Here is a 25,824-nt window from a genome sequence, read left to right on the forward strand (position 1 = left end):
TGTTTGAATGATAATCACGGAGAGAAATCATTATATCTTAATGTGAAATTATGTTGAATCTTGAACCTATAACTGTTGCACACTTAAGTTCATAAAAACTCCCTATAAGATTAAGCAATTGCATCTAGACTATACTATCTGATATTAGTGGTATCCAAAATCCGTAGAAACTCGAGAAATACAATTTAGTTCGTGATTATGTAAAGAGGTGAGTTGCATGGAGTCAAATGAAGAAGCTAGAAAACAGATTGAAGCACAAAGAAGACCCACTCGAATTATTCCATTTCAAGCGGAATACTCCATGGTCCTAGAGGCATGGTCACGTATGTGTAAGGAATTAGTAACTGACCGTACCACAGAACTCAAAGCTATAAATGCAAAAATGGAAGCAATAAAAACCAATGGGAATTTGTCATTTGAAGCAAAAATTCTTAAGACCGTTGAGTTAATGACTCAGTCTTACGATGCAATTTTTAAAGCTGAAGACAGCAAACTAGGTAAAGGACTGAGTGGTTTTTGCGAAGAGCACTTAGGTGTTGTTTTATCCCATGGGGGATATAAATTTAAGGATAGGGGTTTAGTTGATAAAATTTTCAAAAGAAGAGCTCCAATTGAGTTATTGCCTACTCCAATACTTGATGTTCGAGAACGGGGGGTAAGCACTGCTCCTTCAGTTGGACTCAGAAAAGAACCTAGTTCCTTGGTTATTTCTTCCGCAGATAATCTCGAAGAGAGAGTAACCACGGGTCAACTGAGATTAAGAGGTAATGCAAACTTAAGTCGATTAGGAACGATGTTCGGTGATACTCAGTTTTGTTATGCCAAAAAACCTGGGGGAGTGGAGCCAGGGTTTCTTGCCATTGATCTAGATGCCGAGTTTTTTAATAGCCTTGCAGTCATTTTAAGAGCAAAAAATCTATGTCCTGATTTGCTTAGGCAAATTGATGCAGCAGAAGAACAGGGGGCCGAAGCCACAGCTGTATTAAAGAAAAAACAAAGAATTTTTTCAGCGTTCATTCATGTAAAAGTTCCTAGGCCTCATGCTGAAATAGACCTAGACCAGGATATTTTAACTTTGTGTGGTCAACTAGAAGAAGCTGTTAAGACTACTGGTTTATTAAGCGCTCGGTTATACAAATTGGATTATCCATCCCAAGGAGCGGCTAAATCACGCAAAGACGCAAATAAGGAGGCTTTGCGAGAGTACATAGGTACTCGCTTAGCCAATATTTTTAGTGCAAAGAATCAACATTTGGAAATACGTTGGGTTCAGGGGCCAACAGGTCCTCATGCATTGCTTGCATGTGATTGGAAAAATGGACTAAAGGAGCTAAAGAAATTCCTTGTGGGAGGAGATGGACCTAACTACCAAGGTGTTTTGGTGGCTGATAAAAATACTCAGCCACAACGAGCGATGGATGTTCCTCGTTTAGGTAGAAACTTGATATTTTGCATAGCCATTGGCGATAGAGATGGTATCGGTAAAAATGGTCAGAACAAAGGTATTGCTGATGGGGAATTCTATGGTTTTGATTATGGCAAGCCCTATGAAGGTGGTGGGGTTATCTCGACCTTAACGGATGACTTTATGTTTGTCGATCCTCTAGCAAGTGCACCTTCTTTTACACGAGTCATCACTCGTCATTTTATGTACCGAAATTTTACTGTGTTTTACGACAATCCATTCTCTGAAAGAATGTTTGGTGTTCACGTACTAAGAAAAATGATTACTGGAGAGAATCCTCCAGATGAAGTTCTGGAAAGTTACCCTAGCTTGCAACAAGAGTTACAACGAGTTCAAACCATGACTCCTAAACAAGAGGAGTTATTGAGTCGATGTTCAGGGTTAAGGGCCTATTGCAGTGAGGGGAGCGAATATCGAAACCTCCTAGATCGATACTGCTTCCAATTAGCGACTAAAGACTATCAACCATTTCATAGATATTTTATTGAAATTAAAGTTGATTTAATTCAGGCAGCTATTCAGCATAAAATGCCCTATTTAGAGTTGATTGAAAATCTAAAAGCCATTGATGAGATGCGGGATATTGCGAATATAAGCAACAATAAAATCTTGCAAGTTTTTCAAAAACGGCTCTTGCTGACTAAAAATGAAGTTGATTTTTTGGATAAACTAGAAAAAATACTCTCTCCTGTTTCGGCAGTATCTCATCATGGGGATGTGGTGCTGAATCACTTACGTTTTACATCACAACAAGAGCGAATTCCCTTTCAGTTGCAACGATTAGACGATGGGTCTCTAGTTATAACCACTGAGCATGTAGAGTATCTACGAATCTTAGAATCTAAGTTTGGGCTTCGTATGCAAGTTACCAAACAGGGATTAAGTGGTGTCCTTAACCAGGAGCAGTTTCAAGGCTTAATGAGACAGGTGGATGTCCAGTATCTTCAAAAAAGAAATGAATTATTGGTTGAACCATACTTTATAGCAGAAACTCTACCTGGTTTAAGTAGAACCTTGAATGCTATCTCACCTGAGAGTGATAAAGTGGATATCGCTTATAAAAAGCTTGGTGGAGGTAACCTTTCATTACAGATAACAGTAAGAACTAAAGAACAATCTGAGTTTCTACAACGTGTTTTTCAATTAAAACAACCACCTAAATTGAATTCAGTGACAGAGATAACCATTCCAAAAGAATCTCTTCCTTCTAGGAAAGAATATATTGCAGCTGCTTGCAGTTCACTTGAGTCTCCTGAGAGAACGAGAGGAAGCACTGTAAATATCAGAGAAGTAGTTGAACCTGTTAATGAGACATCAGAGGATTCAAAAGAAAAAGGTAACTTCCAGTACTAAAAAGAACTATGCTTTCTGGTGGTGACTATTATCAGAAGGTTTATCAATTCCTCCATTGGCATTGTATACCTCTGTTGCATCAACCTTATTTCCAGCCAGAGCATTAATTATTTGCTGCCGTGTATAAATGTTATTAGCTATAACTTGGCCATTTACAGTATTCAATTCCCGACATAGGTCTAGTTTTTCTGCTAATTTACTGTTTAATGAATTAATTTGGGTTGTTTCATCGGTTGAGCATGCTTTAAGAAATTCTTGTAGAGACTCTTTTGCGCTGTTTTGACTATTAGGCGATAAATTCATTAATGTTGATCGATTTTTAGCACTTTCTTCGAGCTTAAGAGTTAACGTTTGTTTTTTTTCGGCTAAGTCTTCAAGTTGATCAAATTTACGGGTAGCAAGAACTATTTTTTCTTCAGCGAGTAGAGCATTCAAATCGTTGACCCAATTAATTTCTTGATCTAAATGCTCAATAAGTTGTTTGGCTTTATTATTATTTTTCATTAAGTTGCCTTTAAAATTAAGCTAGTTCTAAATTGTTTAACATATTAAAGGCAATTTTGTCACTATTAATTTTATACTTTCCGGATGCAATTTCATTTTTAAAATATTGAACACGAGCTTCATTCACTTCGGGTATGTTTACAAGCGAAGCTTTAAGCGCATCTAAGTGCTTAGATTCGGTGCTTATATCGACTTTATCGATTTTGCTTGCAGAATCAATCACTCGCTCAGTTTGCTGCTTTTCTTTAGTGTTCAATCGTTTTTCTGGATCCATTGGTTTAATATTAGATGAATCATTAATTTGATTAACCATCATAGCATCCTCGATTAGAGTTACCATATTTATCGGCTCCTTTTGCAAATTCTTTAGCAAATTTAGGTGAATTTTTAACCTATTTTAAATTAAAATACTACTTTCACTTGTTTTCTACCAGAAACTTGTGCATCCACCACTCGTTTTGACGACAGATTTTTGACTTTTATCGTCTCACCTATGGCACCATCATTCATCGCGATACCATCCATACTTATGGATAGATTATCATTTGATGCAATAATAGAAACCTGCTCTCCTCGATTAACTAGCTTAGCTAGCTCGATATTAAATGGTGTTAACGGATTGTTGGGTGAAATATCATGTTTACAAATAAGTCCAATGAGGTCATTGCTGTTTGTAAAATACCCTTGTTTTAGTTTTTGCACATCCAGCTCCGCTTGGTAGATGTCATCAGGGCCAATCTTTGTTCCTTTGACCAAGGCATTTTTTGCAACCAGGACTGTTTTTAGAACAGTAATTTTAACAGGAACATAGAGGGTCCAATGACTATTAGCCTCCATGCATTTTATCCCCATTGTATTGGTATTTAGCATTGGTGTTTGGTATGGATTGAAGACTTCCAATTTATTTTCAGGACAACTTTTAAGGCTTAAGCGCGGATCAAGGTTATCTGCTTTGACTAGAATTTTGCCTTCAGTTTGGTTTGCTAATTCATTTAAGACATGTTGTTCGATTTTGGATTTTAAAAGATCCAAAGATTGCACGTTCTCTGCAAATAATGAGGTATTTGCAAAAACCAAAAAAAGGCTTAGTATGCATTTGTTCACCGAGAAGCTCCCTTTATTTTTATTGTTTTAAGAGCGCAATTTATCCCTAGCAAAACTTGCGCCAATATTAGGATGTTACCATGAAAGTAGTGCTTTTGGGGTTTCTATATTTGTTTTCAAGCCTTGCTTATGCTGAGATTCATCGCCCACAAGATTTTTTAAAATCCATTCAAGGAACTAAAAATGAAGGGGAGCAGATCTATCAACACTTTTGTATAAATTGTCACGATCGTCAACCTTTGATCCCATTAGGAGCCCCAAGACTTGCTGTGGATCAAGATTGGAAGCAAAGAGTTCAGCAGGGATTAAACCTGTTATTTAAACATACAGATGAGGGTTATAATGCAATGCCGCCTAGAGGTGGGTGTTTTGAATGCACTGACCAGCAACTGATATTGACCATTTTTTACATGCTACCTGAACAATATCGTAAGCCTCTGATAAAAGAAGAAAAGAGCATAAAAAGTACAGATAGTAAAAAAAATTTATAAAAAAGCCTAAACTTATTCAAAAATCTCCCGATACAACATAAAAGAAAAGAGGGAGAAACCAACGTGAAAAAACAACTACTATTAGTTCCAATTAGTGTCCTAGCGGCTTCTTGTGCCTCTATGGATAGGTCCACTGCAGTGGTCGATGATGCTGGTTATACTCACTACACGATGAGTATGGCTTCTGATCATAAAGGTGCTAATTACTTCCCCGAAAAACGAGAAGCTACTGGTAAAAAAGTATTCATTTTCGATCCTAAAGCTACAGCTTGGGCGGCATATGATGCACAAGGTAATCGAGTGAAAACAGGAAGCGCTTCTGGAGGAAAAGATTTTTGTGAAGATGTTGGTAGACCATGTAGAACTGTAACAGGTAGTTTTAAAGTCTATTCGAAGAAAGGTGAAGACTGTACATCAAGCATATACCCCGTAGAAACACATGGCGGTGCTAAAATGCCATATTGTATGCACTTCTCCGGCGGCTATTCGATCCATGCTGCTTATGAAGTTCCAAATTGGAATGCTAGCCATGGATGTATTCGGGTATTACCAAGTGCTGCAAAATGGTTGAATCAGAATTTTATTGATATTGGAACCTCTGTAATCGTTAAACCATACTAAACCATATCTTCTCCACTACTGCCCCGCAATGCGGGGCTTCTTTTTTATCTAGGCTTTGTGGTTTTTCATGAGTCTTGATCTTGATTAAAACAGTATCAGCCCTTACTATTTTATCTTTTTAACAGTAGATCTCAAACATGATTCTATGTATTGATGTTGGAAATTCTCATATCTATGGGGGAGTATTTGCTGGGGATGACATTAAATTACGATTTAGACACACTTCCCAAGTAAGTACTTCCGATGAATTGGGTATATTTTTAAAGAGTGTTTTACGCGAAAATAATTGTTCTCCTGAGTCAATTACTAAAATTGGTATCTGCTCAGTGGTGCCACAAGTTGATTATTCACTACGATCCGCGTGCATGAAATATTTTTCTACTGATCCTTTCATGTTACAGGCTGGGGTTAAAACTGGGTTAAATATTAAGTACCGAAATCCGATAGAGGTAGGCTCAGATCGCATTGCGAATTCCATAGCAGCAGTCCATAGTTATCCTAATCAAAACATCATTGTCATTGATTTTGGAACTGCCACTACATTTTGTGCTATTTCAAGTCAAAAAAATTACTTAGGTGGAGCTATTTTGCCTGGTGTTAGGTTATCAGCGGACGCGTTGTCCAAAAATACTGCCAAATTACCGTCAGTTGAAATCATAAAAACTGAAAATGTAGTAGGGCGATCAACGATAGAGAGCATTCAATCGGGTGTGTACTATGGCGTTTTAGGAGCATGTCGGGAATTAATCAATCGAATCAATCAAGAGGCGTTTGCTGGAAATAATGCTTTAGTTCTCGCTACAGGTGGATTTGCTTCTTTGTTTGATAAGCAGGGTTTGTATGATTATTTAGTTCCTGATTTAGTGCTTCAGGGGATCCGTCAGGCTGCTTTAATGAATACTTGATTTTTAAAGTCCTATTTTTATCCGTTAATCCGTCCCATTGTCCACTTCCTTGGGGTGGTGGATTGTTTGTCTCTGAAATAACCGAGCGATCATAAGGGAGCGGATACCGAACCATCCACTAGAGTTTTCGGCTTCTATCAATTCATAGTATTCATCGGTTCTTAATTGAGTCAAATCGATCTAACTTTTGTCATTTTCATCTATTCTTCCCACCAGTTTATAAAAATCCAAGCAAAAAAGTGGTTTTTTTGCTTGACGAGTGTAGAAATGTGTTCCTATAGTGTAGAAAAGTGGGTTAAAATAATAAAAAAGTGGGGAATAGTGGAAATTAATCTCTATAATTATTAGGAAAAACCATGTTTAGAGGGATAAACGCCATAACAATCGACACTAAAGGACGCTTGGCCATACCAACGCGTTACAGAAGTGCGCTTGGTGCGGAAGAGAAAATTCCTTTAGTGGTTACCATTGATACAGAAGAAACTTGTTTGCTCCTCTATACCGCAGCTCAATGGCAAATTATTGAAGATAATTTGCAAAAGCTACCAAGTTTTAATGCAGCAGCTCGAAGAATTCAACGATTGTTAATTGGACATGCAACCGATGTAGAAGTTGATGCTAATGGAAGAGTCTTGCTTCCCCCTGTGTTAAGAACTTATGCCAAGTTAGAGAAAGACGTCGTAATGATTGGTCAAGGGAATAAATTTGAAGTTTGGAATAAAGAGTTATGGGAATCCAAACGGGAGCAATGGTTGGCTGATGAAGCAGCTAAGGAAGATGGTCTTCCTGATGAGATGAAAACGTTCTCTTTATAGTGGAAATAAAAATGGCAGCGCATCAATCCGTATTACTACATGAATCCATAAATGGCCTAGCAATTAAAGGTGACGGGATTTATTTCGACGGAACTTTTGGGCGTGGAGGTCATAGCAAAGAGATATTGAAGCATTTAAATGAAAAGGGAAAATTGCTTTCTATTGATAAAGATCCAGTAGCCATTCAATTTGCAAAAGATCATTTCGGATTAGATAAACGATTTCAGATATTTCATGGTTCTTTCGCAAAGATTGCTGAATTTGCAACTCAAGCGGGTGTCATGGGTAAAGTGGATGGAATTTTATTGGACCTAGGTGTTTCATCTCCTCAATTGGATGACCCTGAAAGAGGCTTTAGCTTTATGCAACAAGGTCCATTGGATATGAGAATGGATTCAACTCAAGCAAGCAGTGCAGCTCATTTTATTAATGAAGCAGAGGTGAATGAGTTAGCTCATGTTTTTAGAGAGTATGGTGAAGAGCGATTCGCGGGTCGGATTGCTAAAGCAATTGTGGATGCAAGAAAACAACAGCCAATTACAACGACTTTGCAATTGGCTGAGATTGTTAAAGAGGCAAATCCTAAATGGGAAAAGCATAAACATCCAGCGACTAGAGTCTTTCAGGCAATTCGTATTCATGTCAACCAAGAGTTAAGTGATTTAAGTGATTGTTTAGAACAATGTTTACAGGTGTTGGGTGTGGGAGGGCGTCTTGTGGTGATTAGTTTTCACTCCCTAGAAGACCGAATTGTAAAGCAATTTATGCAAACAAAAGAGAAGGGAAACAGGCCACCTATCGAGGTGCCTATTCGTCATGAAGTGTTAAAAACCAATTTTAAAAAAGTAGGTAAGGCAATCAAGCCTCAAGCTACAGAAATAAAAGTAAACGTTAGGTCTAGAAGTGCAGTGCTTAGGATAGGGGAGAAAATAGCATGAACGCTGCAGCGAAAGTTATCAATCAAAGTAATATTTTTAACGGTCAATTGGCAGATATGCAAATGTCTAAATCACTCTATATGATGATAGTATTGATGATTGCTGTGCTAGTTAGTGCCTTAGCGGTAATTTATAGTACTAACTCTTATCGTATTACTTTGAGTCAATTACAACAAGAGGAGCAGCAAACTCACCTGTTGGATTTGCAATGGGGACAGCTACTATTGGAGCAGTCAAGCTTGGCTACTCCTGCACGTGTTCAGGATTTGGCAACGAATAAATTAAACATGACTTTGCCAACGGTTAAAAATACCTTTTTGTTGCATCGCCAATAAGACATAGAAATAGAAAGGTATTAAAATTACTAAACATCGGGTAAACTGCGTTTGGCCTAAGAACAATGATACGAGTAGTCAACTATGAAAAAAACAAACCATTTTGCAAGATTGGTTACAGTTGCTGCTTTTTTCTCTTTGATTTTGCTCGTTTTATTGTGGAGAATGCTTGATCTTACTGTCTTACACCGTAAGTTTTTGCAAGGACAAGGAAACGCTCGTAGTGTAAGAGTGATTGATATTCCCGCTTATCGAGGCATGATAACCGACAGAAACGGAACTCCGCTCGCTATCAGTACCCCAGTTGAGTCAGTATGGGTACATCCAAAAGAATTTTCTCCTGATGAAGATCAATTTATGCAGTTGGCTAAATACCTTAATCTAAAACCGAAAGAATTAAGTCGAAAAATAGTTAATGCCGAAAACCGAGAATTTTTATACTTGCAAAGACAAATTCCTCCAATGCTTTCTAAAAAAATAGAAGCATTGAAAATTCCGGGGGTGAATTTTCAAAAAGAGTTTAAGCGCTACTACCCCGATTCGGATAGTATTTCCCAACTGATTGGTTTTACCAATGTTGATGATCAAGGTATTGAGGGAATTGAGTTGGCTTATCAGGATTGGCTAATGGGAGTTGTCGGTAAAAGGCGTGTTATTAAAGATCGTGTGGGAAGAGTTGTTGAGGATTTAGGTGTACTCAAAGAGCCAAGACCAGGACATGAGCTTAATCTGAGCATTGACAGGCGATTGCAATATTTAGCTTATAGTGAGTTAGCCAAAACCGTTGAGGAATTCTCCGCAAAATCAGGATCAGTTGTCGTTGTTGATGCTGAAAATGGAGAAATTTTAGCGATAGCAAATGTTCCTTCTTATAATCCAAACTCTAGAGGCCACTACGATCGAGAAACGTACCGCAATAGAGCTTTAACGGATACCTTTGAGCCTGGATCAGTAATGAAATCCTTTAGTATTGCTAGTGCCTTGGAAACAGGCCTATTTACCCCTTCAACAATTATTGACACCAATCCAGGGTATATGACAGTTCATGGACGACCGGTTAGAGATATCCATAATTATGGTGTCTTAGATGTAACTGGAATTTTGCAGCATTCTAGTAACGTCGGTGTTACTAAAATGGTTCTCGCAAGCCCTCCAGATCAACTCATCGGGATTTTACAGAAGTGTGGATTCGGTCAGAGAACAGAGGTGGGGTATCCAGGAGAAAGTGAAGGGGGGATAGTAAAGGCAAAAGACGCGAATCCTTTCGTATTAGCCACACTAGGGTTTGGCTATGGCTTATCGGTTACCGCGTTACAATTAGCAAAAGCTAACTTAATTTTTGCAAATCAAGGTCGTATGATCCCTATTACCTTGTTGCATAACGATAATCCAGGTCCAGGAGTGCAGGTTCTGCAGCCTAAAACGGCTGAACAAGTATTGTTGATGATGGAAGAAGTGATGCGTAATGGTACAGGAAAAGGAGCGGGTATTCCTGGTTACAGAGTTGCAGGTAAAACAGGAACTGCACGTGTTGCAGGTAAAAATGGCTATAAAGATCGCAAATACACAGCGAGTTTTATAGGAATTGCTCCCGTGTCTAAGCCCAAATTTCTTGTTGCGGTTATTATTCATGAACCTTCTAGGAATGGGTACTACGCTGCATCGGTAGCCGCACCTCTGTTTGCTAAAGTAATGTCCGGTGCATTACGATTATTCAACGTCCCAACAGATGATCCTGTCGGTTGACTGAATTAGGAGTCTATTTCATGAAACTGAGTCAATTACTAGGTCCTTGGATTAATCAAGAATACAACGATTGTAGTATCACGGATCTTAAAAACGATAGTCGCCAAGTGAAATCAGGTGATTTATTCATTGCTTATCCTGGAGCTGCAACTGATGGACGGTTGTTTATTGACAGTGCGGTAAAGTTAGGAGCAAGCGCTATAGTCTATGAGCCCCAGAATTTTCCAAGCTCTTGCAATCTACCCTCGACTATACCTTGTATTCCAATAGCTAATTTGGCGGACAAACTATCCGATCTTGCCAAGCGATTTTTTCGAGATCCTGGTGAGGATCTTCAATTAACAGGGGTGACAGGTACCAATGGTAAAACGACCATCGCTTATCAATTGGCTCAAGCGCACGAGCTACTGGGAAGGAAGTCTGCATACATAGGCACTATTGGGCAGGGAAGTGTTAATAACCTAAAAAACATCGATAATACAACTCCAGATGCCTTATGTTTACAGCGATTTTTGTATGAATACAGGCAAGATGGAATACAGCAGGTCTGCATGGAGGTTTCTTCTCATGCGCTAAGTCAGCATCGTGTAGATAGTTTATGTTTCAACCAAGCGATATTCACAAATTTGACTTTAGATCATCTAGATTATCATAAAACCATGGAAGCTTATGGTGCCGCAAAGGCACGTTTATTTGCTCGAGAAGAGCTGCAGTGGGCTATTTTAAATCATGATGATGAAGCCCATCAGTTGATGGCAAAACATTTAAAGAATCACGTTAGAAAAATGACCTATGGACTTCATGAGGGCTGTGATGTTAAGGCATTGAGTTGGGCTATGGACATTACCGGTACAACTATTGATGTCCAATCTCCCTGGGGAGAGCATTCTCTATCTATTCATGCGTTAGGACAGTTTAATATCTACAATAGTTTAGCTGTATTCAGTAGCTTATTGGCGAGTGGGTATTCTCCAGAAACTGTCGTTAAAACAATGACTCATTTAAAAGCTGCACCAGGGCGCATGGAAATCGTCAGTAAAGCACCCTACGTTCTTGTGGATTATGCACACACACCCGATGCTTTAGAAAATGTACTTGTCACTCTAAATCAATTGAAAAAAGGAAATTTGTGGGTTGTCTTTGGTTGTGGCGGAGACCGAGATAAAACCAAACGACCTATCATGGGGAAGGCAGCAAGTCGTTTTGCAGACAATGTAATTATTACTAGTGATAATCCTCGTAGTGAGGATCCTCAAGTCATCATTGACGAGATTGCAGTAGGGGTTTCAAAGGACTCCTCTCTTTTCAAGCTATCCAATAGAGAAGAGGCAATTGCGTTTGCTCTTAACAAGGCAAACGAGAATGACATCATTTTGATTGCCGGAAAGGGACACGAGGCTTATCAGCAAATTGGCAAAGTTAAACACCCTTTTTCGGATCAGGAAGTGGTCAGAAAATTAAGGGGTGTTGATTGAATAAGAACTAAGAACGGGTAAACTAAGAACAGGTAAACTAAGAACGGGGACGGACCCCACTGGGGTCCGTCCCCAATGCTCTCACCCAATGCTCTCAAATTTAACTTGGTTATGGGGTTATCTATAAAATAAGGTAACCGTAGTTCGAAAAATCATGTCGAACATTGTGTAAACTTCGCAATTCAATAAATGCCTTACCTAAATCTTCAGCAGATTTTAATTTGTCAGTTTCATTAATCGGGTTATAAATTGAAAGTGCAAGATCTTGCCAATCCAAGTTCAAATTTATTGGATGAGGTTTTTGGGGTTCTGAACATTTGGGTATGGGAAGACCAAGAATAGTATGCAATTTATGACTAACCATAGTAACAGCGTTGTATTTTGCCTCCAAGCTATGCCCAGCAATATGTGGTGTGCATAGAGTTGCTCGTTCAACAATGGCCTTGCTTATGTTGGGTTCATTAGAATACACATCAGTGCAATAAACGAGAGGCAATTTGCAATCGATGAGGTCCTGTTCATTAACGATGCCACCACGGGCTGCATTGATCAGCATACAATTGGGTTTTAAAGAATCGAGAATCTGGGCGTTTATTAGGTTAAAGCTTGGATTAAGCCCTTCCTTTTGCAGCTCAGCATGTATGCAAATGACATCACAATCTAAAATTTCTTCCATTGAGCAAGTTTTAAAAGTAGATTCACGATCAGATTTTGGTGGGTCATAGCATTTTACAGTAAAGCCAAGTCGCTTTAGTCGCTTAAAAACCTGGGAGCCAACCATTCCTAGTCCAATAACTGCCGCAGTTTTACCCAATGCTCTTTTGTGCTTATCTAAATAAGCAAGACAAGACATGACATAATCTGCAACAGAAGCTGCATTGCATCCTTTAGCATCAATGGCCTGAATGTGCTTTGATACTAAATAGTCATGATCGATATGATCAGAGCCGCTACTTGCAGTGGCTACGTATTTTAATGAGTGGTTTCTAATTAACTCCCCATCTACTTTTAAAGTAGAACGACAAAGTAAAATATCCTGATCACTGAGCATACCCGGGATTTCCTCTTGATGAGCATATTTAGTCAACTTGAAAGGGGCAGGAAAAGCTGTTTCTAAGCCAGGTAAGGATGCATCTGCAAGGATCTTCATAAATTAAAAATCGCGCTTAAAACAGATAGGCCCCCATTAATTAAGGGAGTGAGAATATAGTTCAAAATATTGGTAAAGATCAGTATTATTAAAATAAAGAAACCATAGGGCTCGATTTTCGCATAGGCAATTGCTTGACGAACTGGCAGCATGTTCATCACTACTTTGCTACCATCCAGTGGAGGAAGAGGGATTAAATTTAAAAATGCTAAAATGAGATTGATCATGATTCCTGCTCTGGCTGAGAAAAGCAAAAACAATGCAAGCATTGAGTTTTGAGGATTCATTAGAATCGCGACTTTCATGCAAGCAGCCCACAAGAAAGCCATGATCAAATTAGAGGCAGGGCCGGCAAGAGTGACTAAAATCATATCTCTTCTTGGATTTCGCAAGTAACTTTGGTTCACTGGGACTGGTTTCGCATAGCCGATTACAAAATTAAAGTTAGTTAAGATACCAATAAAGAGTGGAATAGCTACAGTTCCAATTGGATCAATATGTTTGAGAGGATTAATTGTCAGTCGACCAAACATTTTAGCCGTGTTATCGCCGAATAAATAGGCAACATATCCATGTGCTAGCTCATGAAAAGTAATGGCAAGGAGTATAGGTAAGGCCCATATGCAAATCTGTTGTACCCAGGTAAATTCCGGCATAGCTCACTTCGGTGAAAAGTAAATTGAGATTTTAACTAATTTTAATTAGTCAGAATAGTGTAGCAGGACAAAAATTAAAACGAATGATCAGCGTTAAACGATCGGAGAAGGAATCGAACAATAAACTAAAAATAGCATTTTGCAGTATTTTGAGTATATTATAAATTTTTGAACCAATGTGTTTCGGATTTAAAATATGAAACAAGTCGAAAAACTGTATCAATTGACTAAAAAGCCTTGGGTGATAGCGTTGTATGCTATTGCAGTGGTGATGGCCTATTTGTTTGTAGATAGGCAGATTGCCACCTATTTCCATCAAATAAACAGTAGAGATACTTTAACCGCATTAAATTATGTAACAGCTCTGGGAAAATGGAAGATTTCTGTTGCTTTGTTTTTTCTGGGGGGATTGTATTTTCGATTTATTCAGAAAAACAAGTGTTTTGAAGAGGGGGCATGGTACATGTTCGGTTGTGTACTTCTTCCAAATCTACTTGTTTTAGTTGCAAAAATAATAGTTAGCAGAGCCAGGCCAGATCTATTGTTTGAGCAACATCTCTATGGATTTTATTGGTTTCAACTCAAGGATTTGTATTGGTCATGTCCCTCAGGACATGCCATTACAGTGACGGCACTAGCCATGGGGCTGGGCTATCTATTTCCAAGATATCTAATACTCTATTTTCTTGTCGCTATCTTGGTGGCCGCGACTAGGGTGGTTTTATATCATCATTATTTAAGCGATGTAATGATTGGGTTTTATCTTAGCGTACTAGTTGTTGGGTGGTTTACACAGTATGTAAAATCACACCATCTGCTTAAAAGAATAAATTAAGAACTGAAAAGCCATAGTCAACAACAATTAAAGGAGTAATTATGACTATCGAGACTGATATTCAAGACTTTATTGATAAGGTTTCTACGTACAATGATAAAGACAAGACCTACACATTAAAATTAGTCTCCGTAACAGTACTTGAACGAAATTTCGAGGGTTTTATCAATCAGCAACTATTAGTGAATGGAATAGATAAAGATAAAATAAAGCTTAAATACAAGCCGCTTGCCTTGTTATTTCATCCTGATAAAGTTCCACAGTACACTCCAGGAATGCAATGGCTTGAAAAAGAGTTATCTCAAGGAACAGGTAATGGAGCTTGTTTTAAAATAATAAATACATGCTATGACCGATTGATAAATCCTGAAAACTATAAAAACATTGGCATGAATAACGTTAAAAGCCAAGAGGACTTTAGAGCATGGCTTGTTAAACTGCAATCCAAAGCGACAACCTATTCTGGGAAAAGTTTATGCGAAAGCTTGATTCATTTTTTGGATGAATCCAAAGGCTTTTACAATGATGTAGGCCAAATAAAACCAAAAGGAATACGTGCAATTTTGCAATTCATCCCTGTGGTTTTTGCAAGCTATGGAGCATTTTTCTTTGCGGAAGAGCTTTTTGCTATTTATGCCTTGTTTTATGTTGTTTTGAAAGGTGGTGAATACCTGGAATCCAGCAATTCAAAAGAGATAAAACGAATTGGCAAAACTCTCCAAGGGTTGTCCATGATTACTGCTATAACGTCAACAACGTTGCTTGTGAGAATTTTGGAATTAACCTTTTGGACTTCTCGTCAGTTTTTGGACGCTAGTTTACAAATTACGTCCGCTATTTTGAAGCCCATTTTGCCGGCTCCAACTTCCATGCCAACAAACTACGCGGAAGACCCAATCAATTTTTGTAAAGATTTAATAGTAGCGAGTGGGAATTTAAAAACGGGAATTCAATTTAAAACCCCTGAATTAAAAGCTATTTCTGCTCCACTTGAAGTGCAACTTGGCTTGCTTGATCAGCAGTTTTTTAGTCACTATCGCTTGGCAGATTCGAAACGTTTAAAAATAGAAGCTTTCTTATTCAAAATGCGGGTATTGGACAGTACATCTGATTCCGTAGACCAAAAATTAATTGAAGCGAAGAAGGAGTTAGAAGAAATTAAAAAGGACAAAAAGGTGTATAACAGCAAGACAGCTGAAGCAGTACAACAAGCGGAGCATGTGATTAGTCTGTTGTCAGAGCCGGAGTCGCAATCAATGCAACTAACTATCTATCAACCTCCCAAATAATAGGACTTGAATTTTTACCCTTAACTCTGGCAAGATGCTGCCTGATTTGATATTGCAGAGAGGACCCATGAAAATACTCGTGGCTGTAAAACGGGTCATTGATCCGTATGTTAAAGTTCGCGTGAAATCAGACAATACAGGAGTTGAAACGCAGAACATTAAAATGGCGATGAACCCATTTGATGAAATTGCTATAGAAGAAGCGTTACGTTTAGTTGAAAAGAAAATAGCTTCTGAAGTGATAGCGGTTACAGTGGGTGATGATAGCTCACAGGAGACTTTGAGGCATGCTTTAGCCTTAGGGGCAGACCGAGCAATTTTAGTAAAAACAGACACAAAGCTAGAAAGCTTAAACGTAGCAAAACTATTGAAACGAATAGTTGATGATGAAAAACCGAATTTGGTCTTGATGGGGAAACAATCCATTGATGGAGATAACAATCAAACTCCGCAAATGCTCGCAGCTTTATTGGATTGGCCTCAGGGAACATTTGCCTCTGAGCTTTCTGTGCAAGATAACTCCATTATCGTTACGCGAGAAATTGATGGAGGCTTAGAAACGATAAAGCTTAGGTTACCTGCGGTAGTAAGCACTGATTTACGATTAAACGAACCAAGATACGCCAGTTTGCCTAATATTATGAAAGCAAAACGCAAGCCATTGGATATCATTGAATCTAGCTCTTTAGGTCTAACGATGAAACAGCACATTGAAGTATTAAATGTGAAAGCGCCCGCGACTAGAAGTGGTGGAGTCAAGCTAGAGTCTGTGGCTGCTTTGATGGAAAAGTTACAACATGAAGCCAAAGTGCTTTAAACAGGAGAGTGGAGATGAGCACTTTAGTTATTGTTGAACATAATAACACACACATGCATACAGCTACACGAAACACACTGGCTGCAGCATTAGAATTGGACAAAAATCCTACTTTTCTTGTAGTGGGATACCACTGCCAAACGGTTGCAAAAGAAGTAGCATCCTTAGAAGGGGTTCAATCAGTATGGTGTTTGGATAGTCCTGAGTTCGAGCATCCACTTGCCGAGCAATTATGTGACGTGGTGGTGTCTAAGGCAAGTTCTTTTGATGCTATCATTGCTCCTTCAAGTACTTTTGGGAAAAACCTATTGCCAAGAATTGCCGCGAAGTTGGATGTTGGACAAGTTTCAGACGTTAGTAAAATTATTGATGATACTACGTTTGAACACCCTATCTACGCGGGCAATGCCATTGAAACTGTACGCATACTTGATCCAATTCGAGTAATGACTATTCGAACTATAGCTTATAATCCTGTACAATCTCAGCAATCTCCATGCAGCATTGAAACCATTCACCACGATTTTGCGAATAGGAATAGCGAGTTTGTAAAACAAGAGTTGAGTAAGTCGGAGCGTCCTGAACTTGGAAATGCTAAAATTGTGGTTTCTGGAGGTCGTGGTTTACAAAGTGCTGAAAAATTCAAGTTAGTTGAAGAATTGGCGGATGCTTTGGGAGCAGCAGTAGGTGCTTCAAGAGCTGCAGTCGATGCTGGTTTTGTTCCTAATGATTATCAAGTGGGACAAACTGGTAAAGTCGTTGCCCCCATGCTTTATATTGCAGTGGGAATTTCAGGAGCAGTACAACATTTAGCAGGGATGAAAGACTCTAAGGTAATTGTTGCAATTAATAAAGATGAAGATGCTCCTATTTTTCAAATTGCTAATTATGGTTTAGTAGGGGATTTATTTGAATTAGTTCCGCAATTAATAGAACTTTTAAAGAATCGATAAGAGGGTGTAACTATGTTAGTTGGTGTGCCAAAGGAAATAAAATCCCAAGAGAATAGGGTTGGACTAGTTCCTTCAAGTGTAAGAGAAATTATTAGAGCAGGAAGCAGTGTATTAGTAGAGCAAGGGGCTGGAGCTGGAATAGGAATATCTGATGATGATTACAGACAAGCCGGTGCAGAAGTAGTAGCAAGTGCTGATGATATTTTTGCTCAAGCAGACATGATTGTTAAAGTAAAAGAGCCACAACCAATTGAATGCAAAAGGTTAAGAGAAGGCCAAACATTATTTACCTATTTACATTTGGCTCCCGATCCTCAACAAACCAGATTACTTAAAGAATCCGGAGTTACTGCTATAGCTTATGAAACCGTAACTCAAGATGGTGGTGGTTTACCTTTACTTGCTCCAATGTCTCAAGTCGCAGGACGTATGTCTATACAGGCTGGAGCTCATTGCTTAGAGATGGCACAAGGTGGAAGTGGTGTGCTATTAGGTGGTGTTCCAGGAGTAGCTGCTGCAAATGTTGTTGTAATCGGTGGTGGGGTTGTAGGTACCAACGCTGCTCGGATGGCTATGGGACTGGAAGCTAGGGTTACCGTTCTTGACCGCTCCTTACAACGTTTGAATGAGCTTGATTTTCAATTTGGTTCTAAGATAAACACTGTATACTCAACAGTTGATTCGATTGAGAAATACGTAGCTCGAGCTGATTTAGTGATTGGAGCCGTATTAGTTCCTGGTGCCGCTGCCCCTAGATTAGTCAGCAGAAGTATGTTGCAATCAATGCGTCCTGGATCAGTATTGGTGGACGTTGCAATTGACCAAGGCGGATGCTTTGAAACCAGTCGAGCGACCACTCACCAAGAACCAACTTATGTTGTGGATAACGTTGTTCATTACTGTGTGGCTAACATGCCTGGAGCAGTTCCAAGAACATCAACCTTTGCTTTAAATAATGCGACACTGCCTTTTGTCTTAAGCATTGTTACTAAAGGAACTAAGTTAGCTTTATTGAGCGATCCTCATTTATTAAATGGATTAAACGTCCACCAGGGCAAGATCACGTATGAAGCAGTAGCTAGGGATTTAGGTTACGAATACACACCTGCAACTGCTGCATTATCTGGTAAATAACAAATCTTAAAGATCCCTCGCAACCGCGAGGGACTTTTTCTGAATTCCTTGGTGAGTTCTATGTCCAAGTTCTCTCACTGGACTTAAAAAAGTGTCTAAGCCATTTATAATTTCTGTAACACCCTTTTTTGTTCAGAGATAGACTCCCTTATTAAATCCTATTAACAAGGGAGTGATAACTAGGGTAGGGACCCTGAGCGTTCCATCGCAGCTTAAACAGCTAGGTGTTATTCTGAGTGAGAATGTTGACTTGTTGTCAAAAACAGATTGATCGTTTTTGGAACTCGAGGAGGTTAAATGCTGGCTTCACCTAATGATTTATATTATTTCAATGAAGTATGTTATACCTTAAATTTTTCTAGAGCATCAGAGCGGTTGGGTATAAGTCAGCCATCTCTTAGTCAAGCCATGAAGCGCTTAGAAACCTTAATTGGTACTCCCTTATTTATTAGAGTAAAAACAGGAGTGAAATTAACCAAAGCAGGCTATCAGCTGCATTCTCATACCAACTCTTTAATTAGTTTATGGGAACGAGTTAAAGCAGAAAGTCTCGCATCCTACCAAGAGGTACAAGGAAGAATTAATTTTGGCTGCCACTCTGCTGTAGCTAGAGAGGTATTACCTTTGGTGCTACCTGATTTTGTTGCTACCTATCCTGGATTAGAAATTGTTTTAGTGCATGATTTATCGCGTAAAATTTTTGAAGGGATAGTTAACTTATCGATAGACATAGGCATTGTTGTCAATCCATTACGCCATCCAGGGCTCATTTTGCAAAAGCTCTATGATGATGAAGTTTGTTTTTGGCAAGCGGCCAATTTTAAATGGTCTCATGAAGAGGGTGTATTAATCATTTGCGATCCCCAGCTACTCCAAACACAGTCTATGCTGACTCAGCTTCGACATAAAGGAATCACTAATTTTCGTACATTAACCAGTAGGAGTTTGGAGGTAATTTCCAGTTTAATTGCTGCAGGTACTGGTATTGGAATTCTTCCAGGAAGTGCAGCCAAACTGGTAAAGCCTGAGCTAATAAAGATACCTAATATGCCTACATACCATGATGAGCTATTTTTGGTCTACAGACCCGAACAAAGAAATTTAATGGCTTTAAAAGTACTTATTAAAGCCATTAAACAGGCAATTAAGCAGCTAAACTCAGATGTTCCTGAAACCAGTTTTTAAGAACTTCTTCACCCAAAACATCATAAATATAATTCAGAAATAGCTGAAGTGATTCAATAAACTGTTCAGTGGATAAGTTTAGCGTTTCACGCATATTGGGTTCATGATGGATGAAATGACCGAAATATTGCGAACAAAACTGACTATAATCTCTGGTGATAAGAATAAACTCATGCCACATAGTATCAATTGAACGCATTTCCTCATGCATGACTGGAATGAATTGTAGACCAGGATCATTAGGATTTTGGGCTAAATCACAATCGTGTTTTTCACAAAGCCAAAGGTAACGCAGCATCTCAGTAAACAAATATTCAGCTCTGTGGGCTTCAAGAGGGTGATTTGCTTTGAAACGCTCGATGACTTGGAGGTTTTGGTAAGCCAAAACCTCAGATAGATTTGGTAAATTAGACATAATTTCCAACTCATCACCCTCTGCTACGACAACATTTGCAACGGAGAATGCCTTTCGCTAGTTTTGCATGAACGATTTGTTTAATTAATTCTTTTTTCATGATTACTCTCCTTATTATTTAATGGTTCAAGGAGTTTAATTCAGTTGATACGAGTGAACCATAAGGAATTGATTATTGTGATTATAGGTACTTCTTATGACAGAAGGTTAACATGAAAACCTTGGTTACTCCTTTGGCGGCACCAAGGCTTACATCCCATAACTAGTTCGTAAGAGTTTGCCTTCCACCTTTAAACTCGTAAGGATCTTCACCTGAATTAGCAAATAGAGTTACGCCTGTTTTAGATTTAATTTTTGGTATTTCGGTGCTCGCAGGTATTAATTGAGCTTCCTTTAGTGCTTCCCAAAATTGCGGGGCAACTGGCTCCCTAGCATATTTTAACGAATCTTTCAGTTCGTCAGGAGTTCTTGCTCCAACCACGACTTTATCGACTTGTGGATGCATATGCACAAATTGCATCGCAGCATGGGCTAGATTGACTTTAAATTTATCACAGATTTCTTGTATTTTGGTCACTCTATCTAGAAGAGCACTATTCGCTTGCTCATAACGAAAATAAGTATTTCCTTTTTGACCACTGAGTAGTCCGCCACCATAGGGCGCAGCAACGTAGAGTTGGATATTTTTTTCTTTACATAAGGGAAATAGTTCATCAAGTGCAGAAAAATTAAGTAAGTTGTAACAACCAGCTATCATAACACGGTCAATTTTAAAGCGCCCATCCTTGATAAGCTTTACACAGATTTCAGGATCATTTGAACCAATTCCTGCAACTTCAATTTTACCTTGCTTTTTTAAGCCATCAAATGCGACATGACCATCTTGTACAAAAGTGTCATAATGCTTAGCATGGTTACTTCCATGAGTCCCTTTATCAATATCATGTAAGTACAAAGCATGCACACTTGATTGACGCATTCTCAATTGACTTTGCATAAAGGATGTTTCAATTCCCTTTTGACTATAATCAAAGACTTGGGCAAATCCACTGCTGTTAGTAAATCCATTGCTGTTTTCAGATTTTTTATTGGGATCAATAATGCGACCTGCTTTGGTGGATATTTTTACTTGGGAGTAAAGCTTAGGAGGTAAGCTCAATAAAGCAACACCTAGAACATTTTCTTGAGCACCATCTCCATAATGAGGGGCACAGTCAATTTCATAGATTCCATTGTTTACTGCAAGCTCTACTGTTTCAATCATTTTGACAATTGGAACTTCAGCGCTACCCCATTGTGCAAATCCAAGAACAAGTTTGTGCATTATGATGTCTCCGTCATGATCATTGAGACAGCATTGTACGTTAGAAAATTAGCAATTCAATCGAAATGTTTCAGCGACGGTCCTCATTAGGATCTGTTGTAGAAGGGCACTCAAACTTTTAATCCTCTATATTTAATCTCTTTTTAAATTTCAACTCAATCAACCTGTTATTTTATTTCTCAGTTTTGTGAGGAATGCTCAGGGTACGTCCTCGTTCTCTTGCAGTCCTCTTGATGAGCATGTTTCATGAAGGTATCTTTTACTTGATTAAAATAGACCCTCTTCAACGGGTGCAAGTTCTTCATCTGGAAGTGAGGAGGCAGTTGGATCAAGTCCTGGAGGAGTTTGGTCTTCTTCAGCAGGTACTTCATTATTACGGAAGAGCTCGATGATTGCATTGGTTTGATTAGGTTGAGCAAGTAAACCACTGCTGGGATCAATTCGCACAGCAACAATGTTCTCTGGCTGTCTTAGTTCACGCACTGGCTTATCTTTTAGAGCAACCTTCATGAAGTCTATCCATAATGGCAGAGCAAGGCCTGCGGCATATTCATGCAAGGATTTAGGATTGTCAAAACCTACCCAAGCTGTCACCACAAGATCAGGATTAAATCCAGCAAACCAAGCATCTACTTGATCATTTGTTGTACCTGTTTTACCAGCGATGTCAGGACGGTTTAATGAGCGAGCTGCGCGTGCAGTTCCATGTTGAATAACGTCTTTTAATGCAGAGTTCATCAAATAGGCTATGTCTTCAGGGATAACTCGCGGAGCAATGGATGCAGCGTCTACCTTGCCATCGCATGGATCACAGACTACGGTGGGCTTCGCTTGTAACAAGATTTTACCATCCACATCGGTGATATGATCAATGAGGTAGGGCTCTATTTTGTATCCACCATTTGCAAACACTGCATAAGCGGAGGTGAGCTCCATCGGGCTAACTGATAAGCTACCAAGTGCCAAAGATAGACCTTTAGGTAATGTTTTTTTATTAAATCCAAATCGAGCTAAAAAGTCGATGGTATAGTCAATACCTATGTCATCAAGAATTCGAATGGATACTAAATTTTTTGATTGAACTAACGCTTGTTTTAGACGAGTAGGACCATTAAATTTAAGATTGACGTTATGAGGTCTCCACAGGTTAGGTTGACTTGGATCATCAACTACAATGGGGGCATCATTAATTAACGTGGCTAAGGTATAACCATTGTTTAAAGCTGCGGCATAAACAAAAGGTTTGAAGCTAGAACCAGGCTGTCTACTGGATTGAGTTGCCCGATTAAATTTACTTTTTTGGAAGTTAAATCCACCAACTAATACTTGAATTGCACCATTTTTAGGATCCATGCCAATCATGGCAGATTCTGCTTCTGGTATTTGCGCAAGTTCCCAATGTTTCTCAGTAGAATGCATATATACTATATCGCCAACAGCGACAACTTGTTGTGCTTTTGTGGGTGCCTTCCCAACCCAGCCTTTTTTTAGGGCTGGTCTAGCCCATGATAATCCTTCCCAAGGTAGGATTACAATCTGTCCATTTTGCAAGGCGGCAGTAGCTTCCTTGTCGCCAACTTCCGTTATGACGGCGGGTAATAAATGATTAAGCTCCGGATATTGTCGTAAATAGTTCTGACGAAGTTGGGCAGATTGGCTATCTTTCTCACCAATATTGGCAATTGGCCCTCTGTAACCATGCCGATGATCATAGGAAATTAGATTTTTCTCAACAACCTCGTTGGCTGTATTCTGTAAATGACCATCGATGGTCGTATACACTTTATACCCTTTGGTGTAGGCATCAGGACCGAAATTGTCGTATAAGGATTGGCGGATCATCTCAGCCACATACGGGGCTTTTACTCTGATGTCCGCGCTATGATACTTAGCTGTAATCGGTTGATTAATTGCATTTTGATACTGTTCTTCATTGATGTAATGCTCTTCAAGTAAACGTTCGAGTACATGATCACGTCTTTTTTTAGCAGCAATAGGATTCGCAATAGGATTTTGGGTTGAGGGTGCTTGAGGGAGTCCAGCGATCATCGCGAGTTCAGCTAAATTGAGATCTTTTAAAGGTTTTCCAAAATAGACCATTGCTGCAGCACCAACTCCATAGGCTCTATTGCCGAGATAGACCCGATTCAAATAGAGCTCAAGGATTTTTTCTTTGCTTAATTCACGGTCAATTTTAATGGCAAGCATGATTTCATTAAACTTTCTTAGGAACGTTTTTTTACGGCTTAAGAAAAAGTTACGAGCTACTTGCATGGTAATGGTACTGCCACCTTGAGATTTTGTGCCTGTTTTAATCATGCTCACAGCAGCACGCCCAAGACCCATAATGTCAACGCCTGGGTGTTCAAAGAAACGTTGATCTTCGGTTGCAATTAATGCATGAACAAGCATTGGTGGGATTTCATCGTAGGTCACGGGAATACGTTTCTTTTCCCCATACTCTTGAATTAATAAGCCTTCCTTGCTGAAAATTTGCAGTGGAACTTGCAGTTGTACTGTTTTTAGGGAATCTACATTAGGTAGTTGGCTTTCAAGATAAAGATAAATGAGGCTACCAGCCACCAGTAAAAGAAAAAACAGGCTCATCAGCGCCCATAGACCTTTACGCCAGAAGTATGCCATTTTTTTCATAAAAGTATTTTCGTTGAAGAAATTAGTTCGATATTATACAGCTAATCCATGTGAGAATGCGAGTTTTGCAAGGAAAAAAGCTTGTTTCTTATAGTAGGTCTTCCTGCGCTTGTGCGAAGGAAGACTGTTGGTAGCTAAAGGAGAGGTTCAATAATCTATTGCTCTTGATGGTGAGGGGTTGGAACTTTTATTGTCTGTATCTGTCGGTTGAGTAGAAGCCACAGGGCGTGTGAGCTTACCTAAAGGACCAAACATGGTACCGTAATAAGGAAATAGAGCAGGATTATAAACACTAGGGGTTCCTTTCGAGTGGCTGAGATCACTGACCCTCACCTTAAGCCCTTCGATTGTTTTCTCAAGCTCCTGGATTTTACTTAAATGAGATTGGATGGTTTTTTCGCTTTCTTTGAGAGAGCCGGATGATAGAGAAGATTCACTTTTTGCCTTTTCGGCTTCTTCTGTCAATCGCCTATTTTCGGATTGGAGGTATGGTACGAGTAAGGTGTTTTGGTATTCAGCACAAATATTGCTAACTATCTGTACTATCTCTTCATTGGAATGACCGACTAGAATATTCAATCGGTCTAGTACATCCTCTTTAACAAGGCTACCTGAATTACAGTACTCACCTCCATACAAGTATGCGTCACTTTTTAAACCCGATAAAGAAACTACTGCATCCGTTTCATCGTCGATTTTGCTGCGCTTAATTTGCACCATTTTGCTCTTTGGTGTAGTCAATAAGCTCTTGAAGTTGATTAACAGTTGTGCAATTTGCAATTTGTATTTTTCGAGTTTTATTGGATCGATTGGAGCTTTATAATCTCGAATTGATTTAATGAAATTAATTTCATGTAAGATAAAATAAAGAAAGGGCCGTCGATCCGGATAACCATTCGTGCAGTCTTTAATTAATTTTTCTAAATTTGCATGAACATTCCCTTTGACAAAACCCTTTAATTTTACTCTGTCTTCTATAAAGTCTATGGCAAGATCACGGGATTTTTTTTGCAAAGTTGATTTGTCAGACGCTTCTACTAATTTGGTTACGCTAGACTGACTATCATGGTATTGAACTATGATAGAGGTTAGTGAATAGAGTAAATCTTCTAATCTAGTCATGTAAAGCTCCTTTTAAAACTACATTTTATACAGTATTTGCGAAATTCCATTACAAATTGGTATTTCACTATATTTAATGTTTTGGTCAAGTGCAAGTGTTTGTATACTAAAACATTATTTTTAAATTTAACGCAAATAGAGTGTGTTTAATACGAGTAGACTGTTTTTAAAAAGGCCATAAAAATTAAAACAGGACTTACGCAAACCTCTGAGACTGAGGAATCGACTCCTATTATAGTGCCCCAACTAATCTTTTCTCTGATGGTCAGTAAGCTTAGGTCCGGCGCTTTGCCGAATGACGCTGCTTTAAGCAGCGTCATTCGTGAAAGCGGATAGTTCCGTATCCGCTTGCTGACGCGCGCGGCTCGGTTCATTCTCTGCTGTGACTAGCATTTGATTTAGATAACAAAGAAGAAACCGAGCCGCGCGCGTCAGCAAGCGGAGCGATTCATTCCCTGCTGTGACTAGCGTTTGATTCAGAGAGCAAAAAAGAAACCGAGCCGCGCGCGTCAGCAAGCGGACCGATTCACTCCCTGCTGT

At 39.0% G+C, this 25,824-nt stretch carries 24 protein-coding genes; 15 read left to right on the forward strand and 9 right to left on the reverse strand.

All coding sequences use genetic code 11. The annotated features are described in order from the left end of the window. Positions 1–217: 217 nt before the first annotated feature. Positions 218–2,818 carry a hypothetical protein gene (locus tag Lwal_RS01865; protein ID WP_058479226.1) on the forward strand — a complete coding sequence of 867 codons (2,601 nt, stop codon included), beginning with the start codon at positions 218–220 and terminating at the stop codon, positions 2,816–2,818. Between the two features lie 6 nt (positions 2,819–2,824). Here Lwal_RS01865 and Lwal_RS01870 read toward each other — a convergent pair whose 3' ends face one another. The 3 genes from Lwal_RS01870 to flgA form a co-directional block, all read right to left on the reverse strand. After that, positions 2,825–3,322, reverse strand: a complete 498-nt coding sequence (locus tag Lwal_RS01870; RefSeq protein WP_058479227.1) for a flagella synthesis protein FlgN — start codon at positions 3,320–3,322, stop codon at positions 2,825–2,827. A 16-nt stretch (positions 3,323–3,338) separates the two neighbouring features. Beyond that, positions 3,339–3,662, reverse strand: a complete 324-nt coding sequence (gene flgM, locus Lwal_RS01875; RefSeq protein WP_095197506.1) for a flagellar biosynthesis anti-sigma factor FlgM — start codon at positions 3,660–3,662, stop codon at positions 3,339–3,341. 62 nt (positions 3,663–3,724) lie between these two features. Next, positions 3,725–4,426, reverse strand: a complete 702-nt coding sequence (gene flgA / locus Lwal_RS01880; RefSeq protein WP_058479228.1) for a flagellar basal body P-ring formation chaperone FlgA — start codon at positions 4,424–4,426, stop codon at positions 3,725–3,727. An 80-nt stretch (positions 4,427–4,506) separates the two neighbouring features. Here flgA and Lwal_RS01885 point away from each other — a divergent pair, with 80 nt between their 5' ends. From Lwal_RS01885 to Lwal_RS01920, 8 genes are all read left to right on the forward strand, one after another. Further along, positions 4,507–4,917 (forward strand): c-type cytochrome, encoded by a 411-nt coding sequence (locus tag Lwal_RS01885; RefSeq protein WP_058479229.1) that lies wholly within the window; start codon positions 4,507–4,509, stop codon positions 4,915–4,917. Between the two features lie 63 nt (positions 4,918–4,980). Continuing rightward, positions 4,981–5,538: a L,D-transpeptidase gene (locus tag Lwal_RS01890; protein ID WP_058479230.1), complete on the forward strand. Its 558-nt coding sequence runs from the start codon at positions 4,981–4,983 to the stop codon at positions 5,536–5,538. 137 nt (positions 5,539–5,675) lie between these two features. Then, entirely contained in the window at positions 5,676–6,443 is a 768-nt protein-coding gene (locus Lwal_RS01895; RefSeq protein ID WP_058479231.1) for a type III pantothenate kinase, read from the forward strand. Positions 6,444–6,799: 356 nt separating this feature from the next. Continuing rightward, positions 6,800–7,258, forward strand: coding sequence for a division/cell wall cluster transcriptional repressor MraZ (gene mraZ, locus Lwal_RS01900; RefSeq protein WP_058479232.1), 459 nt, complete (start codon positions 6,800–6,802; stop codon positions 7,256–7,258). A gap of 11 nt (positions 7,259–7,269) precedes the next feature. Further along, positions 7,270–8,196 carry a 16S rRNA (cytosine(1402)-N(4))-methyltransferase RsmH gene (gene rsmH, locus Lwal_RS01905; RefSeq protein ID WP_058479233.1) on the forward strand — a complete coding sequence of 309 codons (927 nt, stop codon included), beginning with the start codon at positions 7,270–7,272 and terminating at the stop codon, positions 8,194–8,196. Then, a complete protein-coding gene (gene ftsL / locus Lwal_RS01910; protein WP_058479234.1) occupies positions 8,193–8,531 on the forward strand; it encodes a cell division protein FtsL in 339 nt (112 codons plus the stop codon). Before rsmH ends, ftsL begins: the two co-directional genes overlap by 4 nt. Positions 8,532–8,615: 84 nt before the next feature. Next, positions 8,616–10,277 carry a peptidoglycan D,D-transpeptidase FtsI family protein gene (locus tag Lwal_RS01915; RefSeq protein ID WP_058479235.1) on the forward strand — a complete coding sequence of 554 codons (1,662 nt, stop codon included), beginning with the start codon at positions 8,616–8,618 and terminating at the stop codon, positions 10,275–10,277. 20 nt (positions 10,278–10,297) lie between these two features. Next, positions 10,298–11,752 carry a UDP-N-acetylmuramoyl-L-alanyl-D-glutamate--2,6-diaminopimelate ligase gene (locus Lwal_RS01920; RefSeq protein WP_058479236.1) on the forward strand — a complete coding sequence of 485 codons (1,455 nt, stop codon included), beginning with the start codon at positions 10,298–10,300 and terminating at the stop codon, positions 11,750–11,752. Between the two features lie 121 nt (positions 11,753–11,873). Here the strand turns inward: Lwal_RS01920 and Lwal_RS01925 are convergent, their stop codons facing one another. Together Lwal_RS01925 and Lwal_RS01930 are read right to left on the reverse strand one after the other, a co-directional pair. Next, positions 11,874–12,902 carry a 4-phosphoerythronate dehydrogenase gene (locus Lwal_RS01925; protein ID WP_058479237.1) on the reverse strand — a complete coding sequence of 343 codons (1,029 nt, stop codon included), beginning with the start codon at positions 12,900–12,902 and terminating at the stop codon, positions 11,874–11,876. After that, positions 12,899–13,558, reverse strand: coding sequence for a site-2 protease family protein (locus Lwal_RS01930; RefSeq protein WP_058479238.1), 660 nt, complete (start codon positions 13,556–13,558; stop codon positions 12,899–12,901). Before Lwal_RS01930 ends, Lwal_RS01925 begins: the two co-directional genes overlap by 4 nt. 196 nt (positions 13,559–13,754) lie before the next feature. Between Lwal_RS01930 and Lwal_RS01935 the strand changes: the two genes are divergently transcribed. The 6 genes from Lwal_RS01935 to Lwal_RS01960 all read left to right on the forward strand — a co-directional run bounded on the left by Lwal_RS01935 (position 13,755) and on the right by Lwal_RS01960 (position 19,771). After that, entirely contained in the window at positions 13,755–14,393 is a 639-nt protein-coding gene (locus Lwal_RS01935; protein ID WP_058479239.1) for a phosphatase PAP2 family protein, read from the forward strand. A 41-nt stretch (positions 14,394–14,434) separates the two neighbouring features. After that, entirely contained in the window at positions 14,435–15,682 is a 1,248-nt protein-coding gene (locus Lwal_RS01940; RefSeq protein ID WP_058479240.1) for a J domain-containing protein, read from the forward strand. A 67-nt stretch (positions 15,683–15,749) separates the two neighbouring features. Beyond that, entirely contained in the window at positions 15,750–16,499 is a 750-nt protein-coding gene (locus Lwal_RS01945) for an electron transfer flavoprotein subunit beta/FixA family protein (RefSeq protein WP_058479280.1), read from the forward strand. A 14-nt stretch (positions 16,500–16,513) separates the two neighbouring features. Further along, a complete protein-coding gene (locus Lwal_RS01950; RefSeq protein WP_058479241.1) occupies positions 16,514–17,452 on the forward strand; it encodes an electron transfer flavoprotein subunit alpha/FixB family protein in 939 nt (312 codons plus the stop codon). A gap of 12 nt (positions 17,453–17,464) precedes the next feature. Then, a complete protein-coding gene (ald, locus tag Lwal_RS01955) occupies positions 17,465–18,586 on the forward strand; it encodes an alanine dehydrogenase (RefSeq protein ID WP_058479242.1) in 1,122 nt (373 codons plus the stop codon). A 297-nt stretch (positions 18,587–18,883) separates the two neighbouring features. Beyond that, complete coding sequence (locus Lwal_RS01960; RefSeq protein WP_058479243.1) at positions 18,884–19,771, forward strand: LysR family transcriptional regulator; 888 nt, start codon at positions 18,884–18,886, stop codon at positions 19,769–19,771. Here the strand turns inward: Lwal_RS01960 and Lwal_RS01965 are convergent. The 4 genes from Lwal_RS01965 to Lwal_RS01980 all read right to left on the reverse strand — a co-directional run bounded on the left by Lwal_RS01965 (position 19,731) and on the right by Lwal_RS01980 (position 25,284). Next, positions 19,731–20,186 (reverse strand): glycine-rich domain-containing protein, encoded by a 456-nt coding sequence (locus Lwal_RS01965; RefSeq protein ID WP_058479244.1) that lies wholly within the window; start codon positions 20,184–20,186, stop codon positions 19,731–19,733. The two genes, Lwal_RS01960 and Lwal_RS01965, sit on opposite strands and share 41 nt — an antisense overlap. A 262-nt stretch (positions 20,187–20,448) precedes the next feature. Beyond that, the gene (locus tag Lwal_RS01970; protein WP_058479245.1) at positions 20,449–21,510 is read right to left on the reverse strand and encodes an aldo/keto reductase; all 1,062 of its coding nucleotides are present in this window, start codon (positions 21,508–21,510) and stop codon (positions 20,449–20,451) included. A 267-nt stretch (positions 21,511–21,777) separates the two neighbouring features. Further along, on the reverse strand, positions 21,778–24,162 hold the full coding sequence (locus tag Lwal_RS01975; RefSeq protein ID WP_058479246.1) for a penicillin-binding protein 1A: 2,385 nt from the start codon (positions 24,160–24,162) through the stop codon (positions 21,778–21,780). A gap of 147 nt (positions 24,163–24,309) precedes the next feature. Continuing rightward, positions 24,310–25,284 (reverse strand): hypothetical protein, encoded by a 975-nt coding sequence (locus tag Lwal_RS01980; RefSeq protein ID WP_058479247.1) that lies wholly within the window; start codon positions 25,282–25,284, stop codon positions 24,310–24,312. Positions 25,285–25,824: the final 540 nt, after the last annotated feature.

Source organism: Legionella waltersii (assembly GCF_001468085.1).
GTDB classification, from domain to species: Bacteria; Pseudomonadota; Gammaproteobacteria; order Legionellales; family Legionellaceae; genus Legionella; species Legionella waltersii.